The following is a 17,549-nucleotide window of genomic DNA, read 5'->3' as shown; positions in this document are numbered from 1 at the left end:
GCTGCCGACTCACGCTGTCGCGCAAGCCAGATTTCCTTTTTTTACGATCTCCACACCATGCACCCGCAAAGCCAGTCGGCTATCGACACGTTCATCGACGCCTTGTGGCTGGAGGACGGCCTGTCCCGCAATACCCTGGCGGCCTACCGGCGCGACCTGTCGCTGTATGCCGTCTGGCTCAACAGCGACGAGCAGCAGCACCGAGCGCTTGACAATTCGGATGAAGACGCTGTCAAGGCCTACTTTGCGTTCCGCCATGCGGTGACCAAGGCCACCTCGGCGAACCGCTGCCTGACGGTCTTCAAGCGCTACTTTCGCTGGGCGCTGCGTGAAAACCTGGTGGCGGTTGATCCCACGCTCAAGCTGGCGTCGGCCAAGCAGGCGCTGCGCGTTCCCAAGGTGATGTCCGAGCCGCAAGTCGAAGCACTGCTGTCAGCGCCCGACGATGACACGCCGCTCGGGTTGCGCGACCGTGCCATGCTGGAAACGATGTACGCCAGCGGCCTGCGCGTCAGTGAACTGGTCGGGCTCAAGACGTTTCATGTTGGCCTGAACGAAGGCGTGTTGCGCGTTCTGGGCAAGGGCAGCACCGAACGGTTGGTGCCGTTTGGCCAGGTGGCTCGCGAATGGATTGTTCGCTACATCGCCGAAGCGCGGCCTGCCATTTTGGGTGGCCAGCAGACCGATGACCTGTTTGTGACCAGCCACGGCCACGGCATGAGCCGGGTGATGTTCTGGAAGCTGGTGAAAAAATATGCACAACTGGCCGGCATCCATTCGCCGCTGTCGCCGCATACGTTGCGCCATGCCTTCGCCACGCATTTGCTGAACCACGGCGCCGACTTGCGCGCGGTGCAGATGCTGCTCGGCCATGCCGACATTTCCACCACCACGATCTACACCCATGTGGCGCGCGAGCGCCTGAAGGCGATTCATGCGGAGCATCATCCGCGCGGCTGAACGGCACAGGCTCAGTCGCAAGCCGGGTACATGAATTCACGGTTGAAGGGATAGGCCGACTTCGCACCCCGGATGGACTCGCCCCGAAACGGCGCTGCCGGCCGCGTCGCCAGCACCTGGTGCAGCGCAATCCAGCCCTGCTCGAAGCTCATGGCGCTGCCTGCCAGGTAGAGCCGGTAGGCGCGCAGTATCTTTTCAGCGCGTTCGGGCGGGCTGCCGGCTGCCAGCGCCTGACGCGCGTCGTCCAGGCGCGCTTCCAGCGCATCCGACCAGTCCCACAGCGTGCGGCCGTAATGGGGCCGCAGGTTTTCGGTGTCAACCATTTCCAGGCCTGAATTCGCCAGGTGGCCGAGCACTGCGCTGACATGCATCAGCTCGCCGCCCGGAAAAATGTATTTCTCAATGAAGTCGCCCATGCCCGCGCCTATTTGCCGGTGCTGCAGGTCGCCTGCGGTGATGCCATGGTTCAGCACCAGCCCGCCCGGTACCAGCAAGTGCATGATCTTGTCAAAGTAAGCGTCCATGTTGGCCTGGCCGACATGCTCAAACATGCCGACCGACGATATCTTGTCGAAGGGCTGCGTTTCGGGAAGGTCGCGGTAGTCGCGAAGTTCGATGCGCACTCGGCCTTCCAGGCCCTTGTCGGCGATTCGCTGGCGCACATGCCGGTGCTGGTTTTCCGACAGCGTGATGCCGGTTGCCTCGACGCCGTGATGCTCGGCAGCCCACAGCAGCAGGGCGCCCCAGCCCGCGCCGATGTCCAGCAGGCGCTCGCCGGGCCTGAGCATCAGCTTGCGGCAGATGTGTTCCAGCTTGGCTTCCTGCGCCTGTGCCAGGGTCATGCCGCTTTCGCGGTAATAGGCGCAGGAATAAACCCGGCGCGGGTCCAGCCACAGCCCATAGAAAGCATCTGAAACATCGTAATGGAACTGTATCTGCGCCGAATCCCGGGCGCGTGTATGGGTCGATGCAGAGTGTGCTCGGGTCATCAGGCGGGACCACCAGCGGGTGTCGCTTTGCAACGGACTGCCGGGCAGCAGCTTGAGCATGACGCCCATCACATCGCGCATGGAGCCCTCGAACTGCAGCTTGCCCTCGACATACTCTTCAGCCAGCGCGCCGATCTGCCCCGCCCTGAGACGCGCAATGCTTGACCATCGGGACAGCAACAGCCTGACCGGCGCGTCCACTGCCCCCAACTGCTGGCCCTGCGGCAAGCGCACGGCCATCTCTTCGGGCAGGCCGGCAAGAGCCGCAAGCGAGGACAAAGGACCGGATGCCAGGAACTGGGACATGAGCAACTCCTCGGGGTTGCAAAAAGTCTAGCGCGCGCCCAAGCAGGCTGCCATCACCTGAAATGCACAGGCTGCGGCTTGCGGACGCCTTCCTGCGCGTGCTTACCTGCCGAAGCAGTGCCTCAGTCGGTCAGCAGGTCGCGCATTTCATGCGCAAAGCAGCGTGACGAATTTTTCCACCGGGCCACGTCAGCGCGCAACTGCTGTATCTGGTTTTCGAGGGACTGGATGCGTTGCTGCTCGGCGCTTGTCTGGTCAAGGGTCAGCGGCCAGCTTGACAAGTCTGACTGCAACGGCGCCGCCATGCGACGCACACTGGGCCCGCTGACTTCATCGGGTTCAAAAAACCTGATTTTTGCCTTTTGGATCAGTTGCTTCATCATCATTGCGAGTCTCCCGTTTTCATTCGTCCCGTGGTTTTGCGCCGTACATTTCAAATGTATCGCGCTCCAGTCGAGCTGTGCAAAAAGCCGGTTAAGCCGTTTGGACTATGGTTGTGCACCTTCAGGCGCTGGCGTTCAACGCGTCCAGTTCAGCTTCGCTGAAACCGGCTTGACGCCTGGCCTGCAGGTTCAGCGGCCCTTTCAGGCGGGGCGCGCCGTATTGCGTTGCCAGCAGCGCATAGGTGGCCAGCGGCTCCAGTCCGCGCTGGGCGCACAGGGTGCGGTACCAGTGGTTGCCGATGGCGACGTGGCCAATTTCATCGCGCAGAATGACGTCCAGGATGCTAACTGCGCGCAGGGCCTGCGGCGTGCCGACCTTGCGCAGTTTGGCCTGCATCGGCGGCGTGGCGTCCAGCCCGCGCGCTTCCAGCGTGCGCGGCACCAGCGCCATGCGCGCCAGCACATCGCCTTCGGTTTTCCGGGTCATGTCCCACAAGCCGGTGTGCGCCGCAAAGTCGCCGTAGTCGCAGCCCAGGGTTTGCAGGTGGCCGCGCAGCAGGCTGAAGTGTTCAGCCTCTTCAGCTGCCACCCCGAGCCAGTCGAGGTAATAGGCGCGCGGCATGCCGGCAAAGCGCCAGACCGCATCGAGCGCCAGGTTGATGGCGTTGAATTCGATGTGCGTCACTGCATGCAGCAATGCGGCCAGCCCGTCCGGTGTGAAGGGCGAGCGCCGGGGCATGTTCAGGTGCAAGCGCAATTCGGGCCGCAACGGGCAACCCGGCACACCGGCAGGCGCGCTGAAGGCTTGATCGGTTGCTATTAAAAGTGTAGCTGCTTGCGAATGCAGCGCTTGCGTCAGAAGCACTTTTTGCTGTGGATCAGGCTGCAGGAGCGCTTGCAGGGCAAGCTGGCGCAGTTCGGGCGCAGGTGGCGTGGCGGTCATGCCGGGATTGTCGTTGATACGGGCAGAAGGCCAGAACCCCGGCCTGAACACGCCGCTTGTCGCTTGCCTACAATCAAAAGCCGTTTTCAACCCCGCCAAACCGCTATTGACAAGGAACCCCATGGCCATTTACCAGCTGGACGATCTGCAACCTTCCATCCACGCATCGGCCTGGGTGGCCGACAGCGCGCAGGTCATGGGCCATGTGACGCTGGCCGAGGGCAGCAGCGTCTGGTTTGGCGTGGTGGCCCGGGGCGACACCGCCACCATCACTGTGGGCAAAGGCTCCAATATTCAGGACAACAGTGTGCTGCATGCCGACGAAGGCCTGCCGCTGGTGATCGGCGAGAACGTCACCGTCGGCCACCAGGTCATGCTGCACGGCTGCACGATTGGCGACGGCTCGCTCATCGGCATCCAGGCGGTGGTGCTCAATGGCGCGAAAATCGGCAAGAACTGTTTGGTCGGCGCCGGCTCGCTGGTCACCGAGGGCAAGGAGTTTCCCGATGGCTGCATGATCCTGGGCAGCCCGGCCAAGGCGGTCAGGCAACTCTCGCCCGAACAGATCGAGGGTTTAAAAATGAGCGCCCAGCACTATATGGACAATGCCCGGCGCTACAAAGCCGGACTCAAGAAACTGGCCTGAACGGCCTCCAGAATGACATCGAGAGCGACATCCAGAACATGAATCAATTGAAAACAAGGCTATTTCCGAGCCCTTGCAGATCAGCAGGGGTTGCGAGCAGCTACAGCATATGCAGTGGCAATCAAGAGCGCGGCATCCTCATCAGCAGGGGCCGCGGAACCGGCTTTGCCGGGCCGCAGGCGCAGCGGCCCCCTCGGGGGGCCGCGCAGTACGCGAAGCGACAAGCGTGGGGGCTCCATGTCTGAACTGCATAAATTTATTTTCGACGGCCTGCCAGTTCGCGGCATGATCGTGCGCCTGACCGACTCATGGCAGGAAATCCTCAAGCGCCGCGAGGCAGCGGGTGGCTACCCGGCCGAAGTCATGCAGCTGCTGGGCGAAATGACGGCGGCCGGTGCCCTGATGCAAAGCAGCATCAGCTTCAACGGCGCGCTGATCCTGCAGATTTTTGGTGACGGCCCGGTTAAGCTGGCCGTGGCCGAAGTGCAGCCCGACCTGAGCCTGCGCGCCACCGCCACCGTGACCGGCGACGTGCCCGAGGGCAGTTCACTGAGCCAGCTGGTCAACGTGAAGAACGAAGGGCGTTGCGCCATCACGCTCGATCCGACGACCAAGTTTCCGGGTCAGCAGCCTTACCAGGGTGTGGTGCCGCTGTTTGGCGACCAGCATGAAAAAATCGAAAAACTCAGCGAGGTGCTGGAGCACTACATGCTGCAAAGCGAGCAGCTTGACACGCGTTTGATTCTGGCTGCCGATGGCAATGTGGCCGCTGGCTTGCTGATTCAGCGCCTCCCGGTACAGGGCGAGGGCAACCTCGAAGGCCAGAGGGACCGCCAGGCCAATGAAGACCAGATTGGCGTGAACGAAGACTACCAACGCATCGCGCTGCTGGCAGGAACGCTCAAGCGCGAAGAGTTGTTGACTCTGGATGTCGACACGATCCTGCGCCGGTTGTTCTGGGAAGAACCCGTTACGCGATTTGAACCGCTCAGGCCGAGCTTTGCCTGCAGTTGCTCGCGTGAACGCGTCGGCAACATGCTGCGCGGGCTGGGAACCGGGGAAATTGAAAGCATCATCGCCGAGCGTGGCCAGGTCGATGTGGCCTGCGAGTTCTGCGGCGCGCAATACGAATTCGATCCGGTCGATGCCGCGCAGCTTTTCACCAACCCGCTCCAGCAACCGCCGCCGACGTCAACAGTTCAATAAGGAAGCGCCTGCTCGCCAGACGTATCGCGGCTGGCGAGCAAGGCCGTCAGCAGCCGGTGTTCGCACTGCGGGTCACTGCACTTGTCGCACATCCAGACCCAGGGCTGGTTTTTCAAGCCGACCGGGCGTGTGGCTTGCCTGGATCGACTGGCTGCCGGCAGCAGGCTTTCCACTGCCTGCTGTGCATGGGCATGCCGCTCGTCAGCGGTGCCATACAGCACACGGTAAGAAATGGCAGCCTGTGCCAGCGCGTTGCGAATCGAACGATCGACTGTTTCATGGTTGGCTACAGGGCACGGCCCTGTCGTGCAATTCGCCAAAAAGCGTGCTTCAAGCCCTGACAGCAACACCAGGTCGAAGCCGGACAAACCTGTGGGCAGGGCATCGGCGGTGCCAGCTGTCACCAGCGTGATTTGACCGTCCAGGGCTTTTCCCGCCGGGTTCATGGCGGCGGCGAGTTCGGACAGCTGAGCCGGGCAGGCGCCCAACAGCGCAATTTTCAGCATGGCGAGGAATGTGGACGGCGCCGCCGATGAACGCAGACACCGCCCAACAGGCGTTGGCCGGGCGGCTTACTCGGTGAGCTGGACAAACATTTCATTGGGCTTGACCATGCCGAGTTCGCTGCGGGCTTTTTCCTCGACCATCCCCAAGCCTTCCTGCAGATCCTTGATCTCGGTACCCAGCTGCTCGTTGGCCGCCTGGCGCAGCTTGTTGTTCTCCAACTGATCTTCCAGGCGCTGCTGCATCTCGCGCACGCTGGGAATGCTGCCGCGGCCCATCCACAGCTGGGCCTGGAACAGCCCGAGCAGCAGGACCAGTACGGCAGGAACCAATAAGCGCTTGCCCATGGGCTGACAAATGCCTTAGCGCAGGTTGTAGAAAGCGGCGCGGCCGGGGTACACAGCGACTTCGCCCAGGTCTTCCTCGATGCGCAGCAATTGGTTGTACTTGGCCATGCGGTCCGAGCGCGACAGCGAACCGGTCTTGATCTGGCCGGCATTGGTGCCGACTGCGATGTCGGCAATCGTCGAGTCTTCGGTTTCGCCAGAACGGTGCGAGATCACGGCGGTGTAACCAGCGCGCTTGGCCATTTCGATGGCGGCGAAGGTCTCGGTCAGCGTGCCGATCTGGTTGATCTTGATCAGGATCGAATTGCCAATGCCCTTGTCAATGCCTTCCTTCAAGATCTTGGTGTTGGTGACGAACAGGTCGTCGCCGACAATCTGCACATTCTTGCCGAGGCGGTCGGTCAGGATTTTCCAGCCGTCCCAGTCGCCTTCGGCCATGCCGTCCTCGATGCTGATGATCGGGTACTTGTCAACCCAGGTGGCCAGCATGTCGGTCCATTCCTGTGCGGTGAGGCTCAGGCCTTCGCCGCTCAGTTCGTACTTTCCGTCCTTGTAGAACTCGGAAGCAGCGCAGTCCAGACCCAACGCGATTTGTTCGCCAGCGACAAAACCGGCCTTGTCGATGGCCTCCAGGATCATCTGGATTGCGGCTTCATGGTTGGTCACGTTGGGCGCAAATCCGCCTTCGTCCCCGACGGCGGTGCTGATGCCCTTGTCGTGCAGGATTTTCTTCAGCGCGTGGAACACCTCGGCGCCGTAGCGCAGGGCTTCGCGAAAGCTTGGCGCGCCCAGCGGAATAATCATGAATTCCTGGATGTCCAGGTTGTTGTTGGCATGCTCGCCGCCGTTGATGACGTTCATCATGGGCACAGGCATTTGCACCGCCGCCATGCCGCCAAAGTAGCGGTAGAGCGGCAGGCCGGCTTCCTCGGCGGCGGCACGGGCCACGGCCATGGAAACGGCCAGCATGGCGTTGGCGCCCAGGCGCGACTTGTTGTCGGTGCCGTCGAGTTCGATCAGCGTGTGGTCCAGGAAAGCCTGCTCGCTGGCATCCAGGCCGAGCACGGCCTCAGAGATTTCATTGTTGATATGGCCCACGGCCTTGAGCACGCCCTTGCCAAGGTAGCGCGACTTGTCGCCGTCGCGCAACTCGATGGCTTCACGCGAGCCGGTGGAGGCGCCTGACGGCACGGCTGCCCGGCCCATCACGCCGGACTCCAGCAGCACGTCGCATTCGACGGTGGGGTTGCCACGGCTGTCGAGAATCTCGCGGCCGACGATATCAACAATTGCGCTCATTTTTTTCCTTGGGAAGTAAAAAGAAGAAGTTTTTTCAGACAGGTTTTGGCCTACCTGAACCAAACGGCATTCGGGGCAGCGACCGGTGCTGGCGATTGCGCCCGCGCGGTCCCGCGTCCGCAGGGGTTCATGCCGATGCCACCACTTTGAGGGGTGTGGCCGCGTTTGCCGTTTGCGCCAGGCTGGCCGCATCGCGGTGTGCCAGGGTGGCAGCAATATAGGCATTGAACAGCGGATGGCCGTTCCATGGTGTCGAATTGAATTCGGGATGGAACTGCACGCCGATGAACCAAGGGTGTACCGCCTGCGGCAACTCGACGATTTCGGTCAGGTTCTCGCGCTGCGTCAGCGCTGAAATCACCAGGCCGGATTTGCGCAGCGCCTCCAGGTAGTTGACGTTGGCTTCATAGCGGTGGCGATGCCGCTCGGTCACCACGTTGCCGTAGATCTGGTGCGCCAGGGTGTTCGGCGCCACGTCGGAGCTTTGCGCGCCCAGGCGCATCGTGCCGCCCAGGTCGGACTTGGCATGGCGCGTCTTGATGGTGCCATCGGCGTCCTTCCATTCGGTGATCAGGGCAATCACCGGATGCTTGGTGGCCGGGTCAAACTCGGTGCTGTTGGCGTCCTTCAGTCCGGCGACATGGCGTGCAAACTCGATGGTCGCCACCTGCATGCCCAGGCAGATGCCGAGATAGGGAATCTTGTTTTCGCGGGCAAAGCGCGCCGCGCAGATCTTGCCTTCGACGCCGCGGATGCCAAAGCCGCCGGGCACCAGGATGCCGTCGAACGCGGCGAGGCACGACACGGTGTCGGGGTTCAGGGTTTCAGAATCGAGGTAGGTGATGCGCACCTTGGCATGGTTTTTCATGCCGGCGTGGCGCAGGGCTTCGTTCAGCGACTTGTAGCTGTCGCTCAGTTCGACGTACTTGCCGACCATGGCAATGCTGACCTCGGACTGCGGGTGCTCGGTTTCATACACCAGGTCGTCCCAGCGCTTGAGGTTGGCCGGTGGCGTGTTCAGCCGCAGCTTGTCGCAGATCAGACCGTCCAGGCCCTGCTCGTGCAGCATGCGCGGCACCTTGTAGATGGTGTCCACGTCCCACATCGAGATCACGCCCCACTCGGGCACATTGGAGAACAGCGAGATTTTCTCGCGCTCCTCATTGGGAATGCGGCGGTCGGCGCGGCACAGCAGCACATCGGCTTGGATACCGATCTCGCGCAGCTGCTTGGCGGTGTGCTGCGTCGGCTTGGTCTTGAGTTCGCCGGCAGCGGCAATCCACGGCACGTAGCTGAGGTGCACAAAGGCAGTGTTGTTCGGGCCCATGCGCAGGCTCATCTGGCGAACCGCCTCGAGGAAGGGCAGGGACTCGATGTCGCCCACCGTTCCGCCGATCTCGACAATCGCCACATCCACAGCGTCTGGCTTGTCATAACGCGCGCCGCGCTTGATGAAGTCCTGGATTTCATTGGTGATGTGCGGGATCACCTGGACCGTCTTGCCGAGGTAGTCGCCGCGGCGTTCCTTTTCCAGCACGCTCTGGTAAATCTGGCCGGTGGTGAAGTTGTTGGCCTTGCGCATCCGCGTTTCGACAAAACGCTCGTAATGGCCCAGGTCCAGGTCGGTTTCAGCGCCGTCTTCGGTCACGAACACCTCGCCGTGCTGGAAAGGCGACATGGTTCCCGGGTCCACATTGATGTAGGGGTCGAGCTTGATGAGGGTGACCTTGAGGCCGCGCGATTCAAGGATGGCAGCCAGTGAGGCTGAGGCGATTCCCTTGCCCAGGGAAGACACTACACCGCCGGTAACGAAGACAAATTTGGTCATGCCATGTACGAACCTGCAAGTTCGCTAAGGTGGTAAACGGAGATTATAGGGGTTGGCTGTCCGGCGGAGTCGGCCGCGTCCTTCACACAAAAACATCCCGCTTTGGACACACTGGAGCGCTTGTATTTGCCGAACTTTGGAGCATCAAATGGAAAGTCTGGATTTGCGCGTGCTGGCCGAGGCTCTGGACTGGCACCGCGCCGGCTGGCCGGTCACGCTGGTCACGGTGGTGCAAACCTGGGGCAGCGCGCCCCGTCCGCCCGGTGCGCTGCTGGCCGTACGCGGTGACGGCGCGGTGAGCGGTTCGGTTTCGGGCGGCTGCGTCGAGGACGACCTGATTGCACGCATCCGCTCAGGCGAGGGCGCCCACAGTGACTTCAACCGCAAGCCGTCCATGATGGCGTATGGCGTCAGCCGCGAGGAAGCGGCGCGCTTTGGCCTGCCTTGCGGCGGCACGCTGCGGCTGGTGCAGGAGTCGCTTGAAGTGACCGCCTGGGTCGAAGACGTGCTGCAGCGCACGGCCCGGCATCAACTGGTGGCGCGCACCCTGACGCTGGCCACTGGCGAGGTCACGCTCAGCGATGCCGCACGCGGCGCAGGTTTGCAGTTTGACGGCCTCACCTTGACCACGGTGTTTGGCCCGCGATGGCGCTTGCTCTTGATTGGCGCCGGCCAGCTGAGCCAGGCGGTGGCCAGCATCGCGCTGATGCTCGACTTCGAGGTGCTGGTGTGCGATCCACGCGATGCTTATCTGGTCACGCAAGACCTGCCGGGCGTGACGCGCCTGCCCGGCATGCCCGATGACGTGGTGCGCGAACTTCTGCCCGACGCACACACCGCCATCGTCGCGCTGACGCACGACCCCAAGCTGGACGACATGGCACTGCTGGAGGCGCTGACCTCTGACGCGTTTTATGTGGGCGCACTCGGTTCGGCGCGCAACCAGGCCACGCGCAAGCAGCGCCTGGCCGAGCATTTCGAACTCAGTGCGCTGGAACTGGACCGCTTGCATGGGCCGGTGGGATTGCGCATCGGCGCCCGCACGCCTGCGGAAATTGCCGTGTCGGTCATGGCGCAGATCATCGAGGTCAAGAACGCGCAGCCATTGGTGGCCCGTCCCGTCAGCGCGGCAGCGGTGCAGGGCTGAAGCCATGACCGGGCAACCCATGGTGGTCGTGCTGGCCTCCGGGCGCGGCAAACGTTTCGTGACCAGCGGCGGGAATGGCTCAAAGCTGCAGGCCCGGCTCGGCGACTGCACCGTGCTGGATCACACGCTGAGGGCAGTGCAGGCCTCGGGGCTGCCTTGGCATCTTGAAGCGGCCAGCCACCCCGGCATGGGCGACTCGATTGCCGCCGGTGTTCGCGCCACGGCAGGCAGCCCGGCCTGGCTTATCTTGCCGGGTGACCTGCCACTGGTGCAGCCGCAAACGCTGCGCCAGATCGCGCAGGCCCCGCAGTCGCTGGACGTGGTGGTGCCACTGGTGAGGACGACCCATGGAAATGGTTCGGTCAATGGCCTGCAGCGCGGCCACCCGGTGCGGTTCTCGGCGCGCTGCGGGCCTGAATTAATGCAGCTTGCCGGCCCGCAGGGCGCTGCTGCCCTGGTGCGCGCCTGGGGCGAAACGCTTTGGCCGGTACAGGACACGGGTTGCATTCTGGACATCGACACGCTGGAAGACTTGCGTCGTGCCGAGCAGTTGCTGGGTTTGAGAAAGGGTCCGTTGGCCGTCTGAATGTAATGCGGTATTTATTTTTTTGACTAAATATGCCTTTAGCGCAAGCTGCATATATGCAAGCAGCTATTAAAAAAGAAGCATTTAGTCTGGGGTCATGACCTTGTCGGGCGTCATTGGGGTGCTGCGAACACGCCGGCCGGTGGCGTGATAAATCGCATTGCAAACTGCCGCCGACACGCCAACCAGGCCGATTTCGCCCACACCCTTGGCGCCCAGGCGGCTGACGATGCGGTCGTCTTCGTCGACAAAGATCACATCAATGTCATGGATGTCGGCGTTCACCGGCACATGGTATTCGGCCAGGTTGTGGTTCATGAAGCGGCCCAGCGCGTGATCGCTGTGGGTTTCCTCATGCAGCGCCTGGCTGATGCCCCAGACCACGCCGCCCACGATCTGGCTTCGCGCCGTCTTGGCGCTGATGATCCGGCCCGCCGCGATCGCGCTGACCACCCGCGTCACGCGCACGGTGCCAAAGGCCTCGTCCACCCGCACCTCGCAAAATACCGCTGAATGCGTGGCGCGCACATAGTTTCTTTGTTTCAGGGCATTGGGCAGCATCAGGTATTTTTCATCGATGTGACTGAGCCCGGCGTGCGCCAGGATGGCGGCGAATGGCACGGCCGAGCCTGGCATCTTGATCAGTTGCAGGCACCCGTTGACACATTCGACTTCATGCGAGGCTGTCACTTCAAACGGGGAATCAGGCATGGCCCGGGCCAGTTTCCAGAGCTTTTTCTGCAGTTTCTCGCACACGCCCTCGACCGCAGAGCCAACAGTGGCGACATGCGAAGAGCCGCCTTCGACCGGCGCGAACGGCAGCGTTGAGTCGCCAAGACGAAACGTTACCTGCTCCAGCGGCAGACCCATGGCGGCGGCAGCGATCTGGCTCATCACGGTGTAGGTTCCCGTGCCAATGTCGCTGGCCGCGCTGCTGACCACGAGCCGGCCGTCCGCGTGCAGCACGGCGCCCGCGCGCGCCAGCATCTGCAGCGCATCCCAGGTGCCGGTGGCCATGCCCCAGCCGATCAGTTCATTGCCCGCTTTCATTGAGCGCGGTGCAGCCGGACGGCTGGCCCAGCCAAAGCGCTCAGCGCCCTGGGCGTAGCAGGCGCGCAGTTCCTTGCTGGAGTAGGGCAGGTTCCTTGCCGCGTCGCGCTCGGCGTAGTTTTTAAGCCGCAGCGCCAGCGGGTCCATGCCCAGGGCATACGACAACTCGTCCATCGCCACCTCCAGGGCATGCACACCGTGCGCTGCGCCGGGCGCCCGCATGTCCATTGGGCTGTACTGGTCAAGCGCGACCAGCTTGTAGTCCAGCCGCACGTTGTCGCACTGGTAGAGCTGGCCTGACCAGTTGACGACCACTTCCACGTAGTCTTCAAGCCGTGACGTTTCGGCTACCGCTTCATGCACCACGGCCTTGAGCGTGCCGTCGCGTTCGGCGGCAAGTTTTACCCGCTGCCAGGTTTCGGGCCGGTGGCCAAAGGTGAACATCTGCTGGCGCGTGAGCACCACGCGCACCGAACGCTTGAGTTGCAATGCGCCCATCACCGCCAGAATCAGCTGATACTGCGGCCGCAGGCCCGAGCCGAAAGCGCCGCCGACAAACGGGTTTTTCACTGTCACCTTGTCCTTGGACAGGCCAAACACCTGCGACACCATCCAGCGGCTGTTTTGCGCGCCTTGCGTCTTGTCGTAGATGGTCAGGTGGCCATCGTCCGAACGAATCACGGTGCTGGCGTGCATTTCCATCGGGTTGTGGTGCTCTACGCCACTGTAGAAGTCAGTGTGGATGCGCACCGGCGCGGCTTCATAGGCCGCATCGGCATCGCCCGTGGGCTTGGGCGGCGGCGAAAAGCCCGCCTTCAGCCGGCTCGGCTTGTGGCTGCGGTAGAGGTTGGCCAGCAAATTTGTATCGTGCGGCTCTTCGTCGTAGGTCACTTTCACCAGAGCAGCGGCATAGCGCGCCGCCTCGAAGGTTTCGGCCAGCACCAGCGCCACCGGTTGCCCGCTGTAAAGCACGCCATCGCTGTAAAACGGCTTGAAGGGCGAGCCAGCCGGCGCGGTCATGTCTTTGTAGAACAGGTCCAGCTTGCGCGTCTTGGGCCGGTGCTGGTGCGACAGGATGTCGAGCACGCCGGGTACGGCGCGCGCTTCGTCCAGGTGCAGGGCGGTGATGCGCCCCTTGGCAATGGTGCTGTTCACCACCACGCCATACGCCATGTCGGGAGCGCTGTGTTCGGCGGCATAACGCGCCTGGCCCGTCACCTTGGCCGGGCCATCGATGCGCGAAATCGAATCGCCCTTGGCCACCAGACCTGTGCCGGGTTCGGCCACCGGCTGTACGTCTTCCTGTAGCACTGCGTTCATGGCACATCCTTCGGGTTGTCGTTATGGCCTGTATTTGTCACGGTGCCCGCAAGCGCCGTTTCCAGCGCCCGCACCACGGCACGCTGTGCCATCGGAATCTTGAAGGCATTGCTGCCCGGCCCGACACCCTGCGCCTTGGCGCCGCGCAGCAGATGGTCAGCAGCCTGTGCAAATGCAGCCGGACTGGCGGGCTGGCCCACCAGCAGCGCCTCGGCTTGCGGGTCTCTCCAGGGTTTGTGCGCCACGCCGCCCAAGGCAATGCGTGCCTCTTTTACCAAACCGTCAGCATCAATGTCCAGCGCCGCAGCCACTGACACCAGCGCAAACGCATAGGAGGCCCGGTCGCGCAGCTTGAGGTAGGCTGAATGCGCCACAAAGCCCGGTGAAGGCGCGGGCAGGTCTATCGAGGTGATCAGCTCGTCGTGCGCCAGCGTGGTATCCCTGTCGGGCTGCTCGCCCGGCAGGCGGTGAAATTCGGCCATGGGAATAGCGCGGCCGCCGCGCGGCGACTGCACCTGCACCACGGCATCCAGCGCGCGCAGCGCCACGCACATGTCCGACGGGTGCGTGGCAATGCACTGATCGCTGGCTCCCAAAATTGCATGCAGGCGCGCCAGCCCGCTGATGGCCGGGCAACCGCTGCCGGGCTCGCGCTTGTTGCACGGTACGCCGGTGTCATAAAAATAATAGCAACGCGTGCGCTGCAGCAGGTTGCCGCCGTTGCTGGCCATGTTGCGGATCTGCGCCGAAGCACCGGCCAGAATGGCTGCGCTGAGAAGCGGGTAGCGACTGGCGACCAGCGGGTGGTAGGCGGTGTCGGCATTTCGTGCCAGTGCACCCAGGCGCAGGCCGCCGTCTGGCAGGGCGTCGATGCCGCTTAGCGACAGCGGATTGATGTCCACCAGCCGCGCCGGACGCATCACGTTTTCCTTCATCAGGTCGAGCAGATTGGTGCCGCCGGCAATAAATTTGGCAAAGCCTGCCGCCGTGGTGGAACCGGGGCCAGAGCCAATCTGTTCCAGTGCAGCATCGACGGCATTGGCGGAAGAAAAAGAAAAGTTGTTCATGCTGGCACCGCCCCGACCACGATAGGTGTCTTCGCCGTGGCGGGTGCACTGGCCGGCCGAGCGCCCAGCGCGACGACGCTCACAGCCTGTACGATTTGCGGATACGCGCCGCATCGGCAAATGTTTCCGCTCATCAATTCGCGAACCTGGTCCGGCGTCTTGGCGTGACCTTCGTTGACAAGACCCACAGCCGAGCACAGCTGGCCCGGCGTGCAATAGCCGCACTGAAAGGCATCATGGTCAATGAAAGCCTGCTGCAGCGGATGCAACTCCGGACCGGCCACCAAGCTGGCCAGGCCTTCGACGGTGGTGACCTCGCGGCCGTTTTGCATCACCGCCAGTGTCAGGCAGGCATTGATGCGCCGGCCATCGACCAGCACCGTGCAGGCGCCGCACTGGCCGTGGTCGCAGCCTTTCTTGGTGCCGGTGAGCTGCAGCTTGTCGCGCAACAGGTCCAGCAATGACACCCAGGCCTGCACTTCCAGCTGGTGATCCTGCCCATTGATGCGCAACCCGACGGTGTGCTGGGAAGGTCCGGCCAGCGCGGCCGAAGGGGGGTTGTCAGCCATGGCAGGCTCCTTGTGGTGGGGTTTTAACCGCAATGAAGATCATGAAAATGAATGCTAGAGCGCTGCCATCGGCCCGATTGAAAGCTGTGATACCGCCCGGATGTCAGACAAGGCCGCATGGGACAGGGCGCTTTGGCGCTCTGCGGGAACTGCTACATTGCCTGCCATGACATATCAAGCCAATACGCCGGGCAGCCACGAATCCACTGAGCTGGTCGGCAAACATATCGTGCTCGGGCTGTCGGGCGGCATTGCCTGCTACAAATCGGCCGAATTGTGCCGGCTGCTGGTCAAGGCGGGTGCCACGGTCCAGGTGGTGATGACCGAGGCGGCTGCCCAGTTCATCACGCCGGTCACGATGCAGGCCCTCAGCGGCCGGCCGGTCTATATGAACCAGTGGGACGGTCGCGAGCCGAACAGCATGGCGCACATCAACCTGTCGCGCGAAGCCGATGCGGTCCTGATTGCGCCGTGCAGCGCCGACTTTATCGCCCGGCTGGTCCAGGGCCGGGCCGACGAACTGCTGAGCCTGATGTGCCTGGCACGGCCTATCGGCACCGTGCCATTGCTGGTCGCACCGGCCATGAACCGCGAGATGTACGCGCATCCGGCCACACAGCGCAACCTGGCGCAACTGGTGCAGGACGGCGCCACGGTGCTGGGCGTCGGCACGGGTTTTCAGGCTTGTGGCGAAACCGGCGACGGCCGAATGCTGGAGCCGGGCGAACTGCTTGAAGACCTGATTGCCTTTTTCACACCCAAGGTCTTGTGGGGACAGCGCGTGCTGGTCACGGCCGGACCGACCTACGAAGCGATTGACCCGGTGCGCGGCATCACCAACCTGTCGAGCGGCAAGATGGGTTTTGCCATCGCCCGCGCAGCGCGCGAAGCCGGCGCCGAGGTCACGCTTGTGGCCGGGCCGGTCAGCCTGGCCACGCCGCGCGGTGTCACGCGAATCGATGTGAAATCTGCATCAAATATGCACTCTGCGGTTACTGGGCATTTGCAGTCAGCTAGTATTTTCATAGCAACGGCGGCGGTGGCTGACTGGCGGCCGACCGACCCTTCGTTGCAGAAAATCAAGAAGGACGGCTCCGGCCAGACGCCGCAGCTGGTTTTCATCGAAAACACCGACATCCTGGCCAGCGTGGCCTGCTCGCCAGCAGCGCAAGCGGGCCAGCTGTTTTGCGTCGGCTTTGCGGCCGAAAGCCATGACCTGCTGGAAAACGCGCAGGCCAAGCGCTTGCGCAAGCAGGTGCCGCTGCTGGTAGGCAACATCGGCCCCGACACTTTTGGACAGGACGACAATGCCCTCCTGCTGGTCGACGCGCAGGGCAGCATTGAATTGCCACGGGCGTCCAAGCGCTCGCTGGCGCGGCAGCTGATCATCGAAATAGCCCGACGGATGCAAACCCATGTGTCCGCCGGGCAGCACATCACGGCCCCGTGATGCAGCCCTCGAATACTCCGCCTGACGGAGACTTTGTTCGCTACATCGACCGCCTGACGGCCGCCCAGGCGGTGGCCAGGAGTAGGCCAGTGGCTGGCGCGCCTGTAGCGGTTCCGGGTTTGCCGCCAGTGGTGCAGGGGCTGAAATCCGGTACGCGTATTCCTTTTATGCGGCATGTCAGATGGGCCTTCGTCCTGTGGGTTGCCACACAAATCCTGGGCCGTTTCGTTCCCGGTGCCGGCTTTTTGTTCATTCCGATGCTGGCGGCGTATGCCGCCTGGCTTATCTATCGCTTGCGATCACAGCCGCCGGGCACTTTCGTCAACAAAATGGCTGCGCTGGCCAGGCGCGCTGCCGAAGACGCCCGAAAAGCACCCTCAACCTTTCCCAAAAACAAGCCATGAACATCGACATCAAGATCCTCGACCCGCGCCTGCAAGGCAATTTGCCCGCCTACGCCACCCCCGGCAGCGCCGGCCTGGACCTGCGTGCCTGCCTGGACGCGCCCCTGACTTTGGGCGCCAACCAATGGCAGCTGATTCCAGCCGGAATGGCGATTTACCTGCACAACTCCGGCTATGCCGCAATGATCCTGCCGCGTTCCGGGCTGGGCCACAAGCACGGCATCGTGCTGGGCAACCTGGTCGGGTTGATCGACAGCGACTACCAGGGCCAGCTCATGGTCAGTGCCTGGAACCGCAGCGACGTGCCCTTCACCATCGAGCCCATGGAGCGCATCGCCCAACTGGTGATCGTTCCGGTGGTGCAGGCGCAATTCAGGGTGGTGAGCGAATTCGTCGCCACCGAGCGGGGTGAGGGCGGTTATGGCTCAACAGGTAAAGCTTGATCAGGCGCTGCAACTAATCCAGCGCATGCGGGTCTGTCCTATTCAAGTTGATTGTCTTGCCCGACGCAGGTTAAGGTTTGGACCTGACCTGAAACACAAGCA

Annotated in this window: 18 protein-coding genes; 8 read left to right on the top strand and 10 right to left on the bottom strand. The window is 62.8% G+C overall.

Annotated features, from left to right (window positions below; genetic code table 11):
• The first annotated feature begins 57 nt into the window (after positions 1-57).
• Positions 58-960 carry a site-specific tyrosine recombinase XerD gene (xerD, locus tag IWX87_RS04860; RefSeq protein WP_196862385.1) on the top strand — a complete coding sequence of 301 codons (903 nt, stop codon included), beginning with the start codon at positions 58-60 and terminating at the stop codon, positions 958-960.
• 11 nt (positions 961-971) lie between these two features.
• Here the strand turns inward: xerD and IWX87_RS04855 are convergent, their stop codons facing one another.
• The 3 genes from IWX87_RS04855 to IWX87_RS04845 all read right to left on the bottom strand — a co-directional run bounded on the left by IWX87_RS04855 (position 972) and on the right by IWX87_RS04845 (position 3,581).
• Positions 972-2,255: a cyclopropane-fatty-acyl-phospholipid synthase family protein gene (locus IWX87_RS04855; RefSeq protein ID WP_196862384.1), complete on the bottom strand. Its 1,284-nt coding sequence runs from the start codon at positions 2,253-2,255 to the stop codon at positions 972-974.
• A 122-nt stretch (positions 2,256-2,377) separates the two neighbouring features.
• The gene (locus IWX87_RS04850) at positions 2,378-2,641 is read right to left on the bottom strand and encodes a hypothetical protein (RefSeq protein WP_196862383.1); all 264 of its coding nucleotides are present in this window, start codon (positions 2,639-2,641) and stop codon (positions 2,378-2,380) included.
• Between the two features lie 118 nt (positions 2,642-2,759).
• The gene (locus tag IWX87_RS04845; RefSeq protein ID WP_196862382.1) at positions 2,760-3,581 is read right to left on the bottom strand and encodes a ferritin-like domain-containing protein; all 822 of its coding nucleotides are present in this window, start codon (positions 3,579-3,581) and stop codon (positions 2,760-2,762) included.
• Between the two features lie 121 nt (positions 3,582-3,702).
• Here IWX87_RS04845 and IWX87_RS04840 point away from each other — a divergent pair, with 121 nt between their 5' ends.
• On the top strand, positions 3,703-4,227 hold the full coding sequence (locus IWX87_RS04840) for a gamma carbonic anhydrase family protein (RefSeq protein WP_196862381.1): 525 nt from the start codon (positions 3,703-3,705) through the stop codon (positions 4,225-4,227).
• A 237-nt stretch (positions 4,228-4,464) separates the two neighbouring features.
• Positions 4,465-5,433: an Hsp33 family molecular chaperone HslO gene (locus IWX87_RS04835; RefSeq protein WP_196862380.1), complete on the top strand. Its 969-nt coding sequence runs from the start codon at positions 4,465-4,467 to the stop codon at positions 5,431-5,433.
• On the opposite strand, the gene IWX87_RS04830 is transcribed toward IWX87_RS04835, so the two are convergent.
• From IWX87_RS04830 to IWX87_RS04815, 4 genes are all read right to left on the bottom strand, one after another.
• Entirely contained in the window at positions 5,427-5,939 is a 513-nt protein-coding gene (locus IWX87_RS04830) for a hypothetical protein (RefSeq protein ID WP_196862379.1), read from the bottom strand. The two genes, IWX87_RS04835 and IWX87_RS04830, sit on opposite strands and share 7 nt — an antisense overlap.
• A gap of 66 nt (positions 5,940-6,005) precedes the next feature.
• On the bottom strand, positions 6,006-6,284 hold the full coding sequence (locus tag IWX87_RS04825) for a septum formation initiator family protein (protein ID WP_196862378.1): 279 nt from the start codon (positions 6,282-6,284) through the stop codon (positions 6,006-6,008).
• Between the two features lie 15 nt (positions 6,285-6,299).
• Positions 6,300-7,583 carry a phosphopyruvate hydratase gene (eno, locus tag IWX87_RS04820; RefSeq protein WP_196862377.1) on the bottom strand — a complete coding sequence of 428 codons (1,284 nt, stop codon included), beginning with the start codon at positions 7,581-7,583 and terminating at the stop codon, positions 6,300-6,302.
• Between the two features lie 127 nt (positions 7,584-7,710).
• Entirely contained in the window at positions 7,711-9,411 is a 1,701-nt protein-coding gene (locus IWX87_RS04815) for a CTP synthase (protein ID WP_196862376.1), read from the bottom strand.
• A gap of 148 nt (positions 9,412-9,559) precedes the next feature.
• Between IWX87_RS04815 and IWX87_RS04810 the strand changes: the two genes are divergently transcribed.
• Both IWX87_RS04810 and IWX87_RS04805 read left to right on the top strand, forming a co-directional pair.
• The gene (locus IWX87_RS04810; RefSeq protein ID WP_196862375.1) at positions 9,560-10,558 is read left to right on the top strand and encodes an XdhC family protein; all 999 of its coding nucleotides are present in this window, start codon (positions 9,560-9,562) and stop codon (positions 10,556-10,558) included.
• Between the two features lie 4 nt (positions 10,559-10,562).
• Positions 10,563-11,144, top strand: coding sequence for an NTP transferase domain-containing protein (locus IWX87_RS04805; RefSeq protein ID WP_196862374.1), 582 nt, complete (start codon positions 10,563-10,565; stop codon positions 11,142-11,144).
• Between the two features lie 84 nt (positions 11,145-11,228).
• Here IWX87_RS04805 and IWX87_RS04800 read toward each other — a convergent pair whose 3' ends face one another.
• From IWX87_RS04800 to IWX87_RS04790, 3 genes are read right to left on the bottom strand one after another with little or no spacing between them, the layout of a single operon-like run.
• Positions 11,229-13,514: a xanthine dehydrogenase family protein molybdopterin-binding subunit gene (locus IWX87_RS04800; RefSeq protein WP_196862373.1), complete on the bottom strand. Its 2,286-nt coding sequence runs from the start codon at positions 13,512-13,514 to the stop codon at positions 11,229-11,231.
• Positions 13,511-14,581 (bottom strand): xanthine dehydrogenase family protein subunit M, encoded by a 1,071-nt coding sequence (locus IWX87_RS04795; RefSeq protein WP_196862372.1) that lies wholly within the window; start codon positions 14,579-14,581, stop codon positions 13,511-13,513. The genes IWX87_RS04800 and IWX87_RS04795 overlap by 4 nt, the downstream gene beginning before the upstream one ends.
• Positions 14,578-15,150 carry a (2Fe-2S)-binding protein gene (locus IWX87_RS04790; RefSeq protein WP_196862371.1) on the bottom strand — a complete coding sequence of 191 codons (573 nt, stop codon included), beginning with the start codon at positions 15,148-15,150 and terminating at the stop codon, positions 14,578-14,580. Before IWX87_RS04790 ends, IWX87_RS04795 begins: the two co-directional genes overlap by 4 nt.
• 166 nt (positions 15,151-15,316) lie before the next feature.
• On the opposite strand from IWX87_RS04790, the gene coaBC reads away from it, so the two are divergent.
• Genes coaBC through dut form a run of 3 tightly spaced genes read left to right on the top strand, consistent with a single transcriptional unit; the run spans position 15,317 to position 17,447 of the window.
• Positions 15,317-16,600 (top strand): bifunctional phosphopantothenoylcysteine decarboxylase/phosphopantothenate--cysteine ligase CoaBC, encoded by a 1,284-nt coding sequence (gene coaBC, locus IWX87_RS04785; RefSeq protein WP_196862370.1) that lies wholly within the window; start codon positions 15,317-15,319, stop codon positions 16,598-16,600.
• Positions 16,600-17,004 carry a hypothetical protein gene (locus tag IWX87_RS04780; RefSeq protein ID WP_196862369.1) on the top strand — a complete coding sequence of 135 codons (405 nt, stop codon included), beginning with the start codon at positions 16,600-16,602 and terminating at the stop codon, positions 17,002-17,004. The genes coaBC and IWX87_RS04780 overlap by 1 nt, the downstream gene beginning before the upstream one ends.
• Positions 17,001-17,447, top strand: a complete 447-nt coding sequence (gene dut / locus IWX87_RS04775; RefSeq protein ID WP_196862368.1) for a dUTP diphosphatase — start codon at positions 17,001-17,003, stop codon at positions 17,445-17,447. The genes IWX87_RS04780 and dut overlap by 4 nt, the downstream gene beginning before the upstream one ends.
• Positions 17,448-17,549: the final 102 nt, after the last annotated feature.

It is taken from the genome of Polaromonas sp. CG_9.7 (assembly GCF_015752205.1).
Taxonomy (GTDB): domain Bacteria; phylum Pseudomonadota; class Gammaproteobacteria; order Burkholderiales; family Burkholderiaceae_C; genus Polaromonas.
The sequence above is the reverse complement of the archived record's forward strand: the minus strand, read 5'-3'. Positions and strand labels throughout refer to the sequence as shown.

Excerpts from the sequence above, each read along its gene's own strand:
- IWX87_RS04840 (WP_196862381.1), top strand. The coding sequence starts at position 3,703 with ATGGCCATTTACCAGCTGGACGATCTGCAACCTTCCATCCACGCATCG.
- IWX87_RS04855 (WP_196862384.1), bottom strand. The coding sequence starts at position 2,255 with ATGTCCCAGTTCCTGGCATCCGGTCCTTTGTCCTCGCTTGCGGCTCTT.
- eno (WP_196862377.1), bottom strand. The coding sequence starts at position 7,583 with ATGAGCGCAATTGTTGATATCGTCGGCCGCGAGATTCTCGACAGCCGT.
- IWX87_RS04790 (WP_196862371.1), bottom strand. The coding sequence starts at position 15,150 with ATGGCTGACAACCCCCCTTCGGCCGCGCTGGCCGGACCTTCCCAGCAC.
- xerD (WP_196862385.1), top strand. The coding sequence starts at position 58 with ATGCACCCGCAAAGCCAGTCGGCTATCGACACGTTCATCGACGCCTTG.
- IWX87_RS04815 (WP_196862376.1), bottom strand. The coding sequence starts at position 9,411 with ATGACCAAATTTGTCTTCGTTACCGGCGGTGTAGTGTCTTCCCTGGGC.
- IWX87_RS04800 (WP_196862373.1), bottom strand. The coding sequence starts at position 13,514 with ATGAACGCAGTGCTACAGGAAGACGTACAGCCGGTGGCCGAACCCGGC.
- IWX87_RS04810 (WP_196862375.1), top strand. The coding sequence starts at position 9,560 with ATGGAAAGTCTGGATTTGCGCGTGCTGGCCGAGGCTCTGGACTGGCAC.
- IWX87_RS04780 (WP_196862369.1), top strand. The coding sequence starts at position 16,600 with ATGCAGCCCTCGAATACTCCGCCTGACGGAGACTTTGTTCGCTACATC.
- dut (WP_196862368.1), top strand. The coding sequence starts at position 17,001 with ATGAACATCGACATCAAGATCCTCGACCCGCGCCTGCAAGGCAATTTG.
- IWX87_RS04845 (WP_196862382.1), bottom strand. The coding sequence starts at position 3,581 with ATGACCGCCACGCCACCTGCGCCCGAACTGCGCCAGCTTGCCCTGCAA.
- coaBC (WP_196862370.1), top strand. The coding sequence starts at position 15,317 with ATGACATATCAAGCCAATACGCCGGGCAGCCACGAATCCACTGAGCTG.
- IWX87_RS04830 (WP_196862379.1), bottom strand. The coding sequence starts at position 5,939 with ATGCTGAAAATTGCGCTGTTGGGCGCCTGCCCGGCTCAGCTGTCCGAA.
- IWX87_RS04795 (WP_196862372.1), bottom strand. The coding sequence starts at position 14,581 with ATGAACAACTTTTCTTTTTCTTCCGCCAATGCCGTCGATGCTGCACTG.
- IWX87_RS04850 (WP_196862383.1), bottom strand. The coding sequence starts at position 2,641 with ATGATGATGAAGCAACTGATCCAAAAGGCAAAAATCAGGTTTTTTGAA.
- IWX87_RS04805 (WP_196862374.1), top strand. The coding sequence starts at position 10,563 with ATGACCGGGCAACCCATGGTGGTCGTGCTGGCCTCCGGGCGCGGCAAA.
- IWX87_RS04825 (WP_196862378.1), bottom strand. The coding sequence starts at position 6,284 with ATGGGCAAGCGCTTATTGGTTCCTGCCGTACTGGTCCTGCTGCTCGGG.
- IWX87_RS04835 (WP_196862380.1), top strand. The coding sequence starts at position 4,465 with ATGTCTGAACTGCATAAATTTATTTTCGACGGCCTGCCAGTTCGCGGC.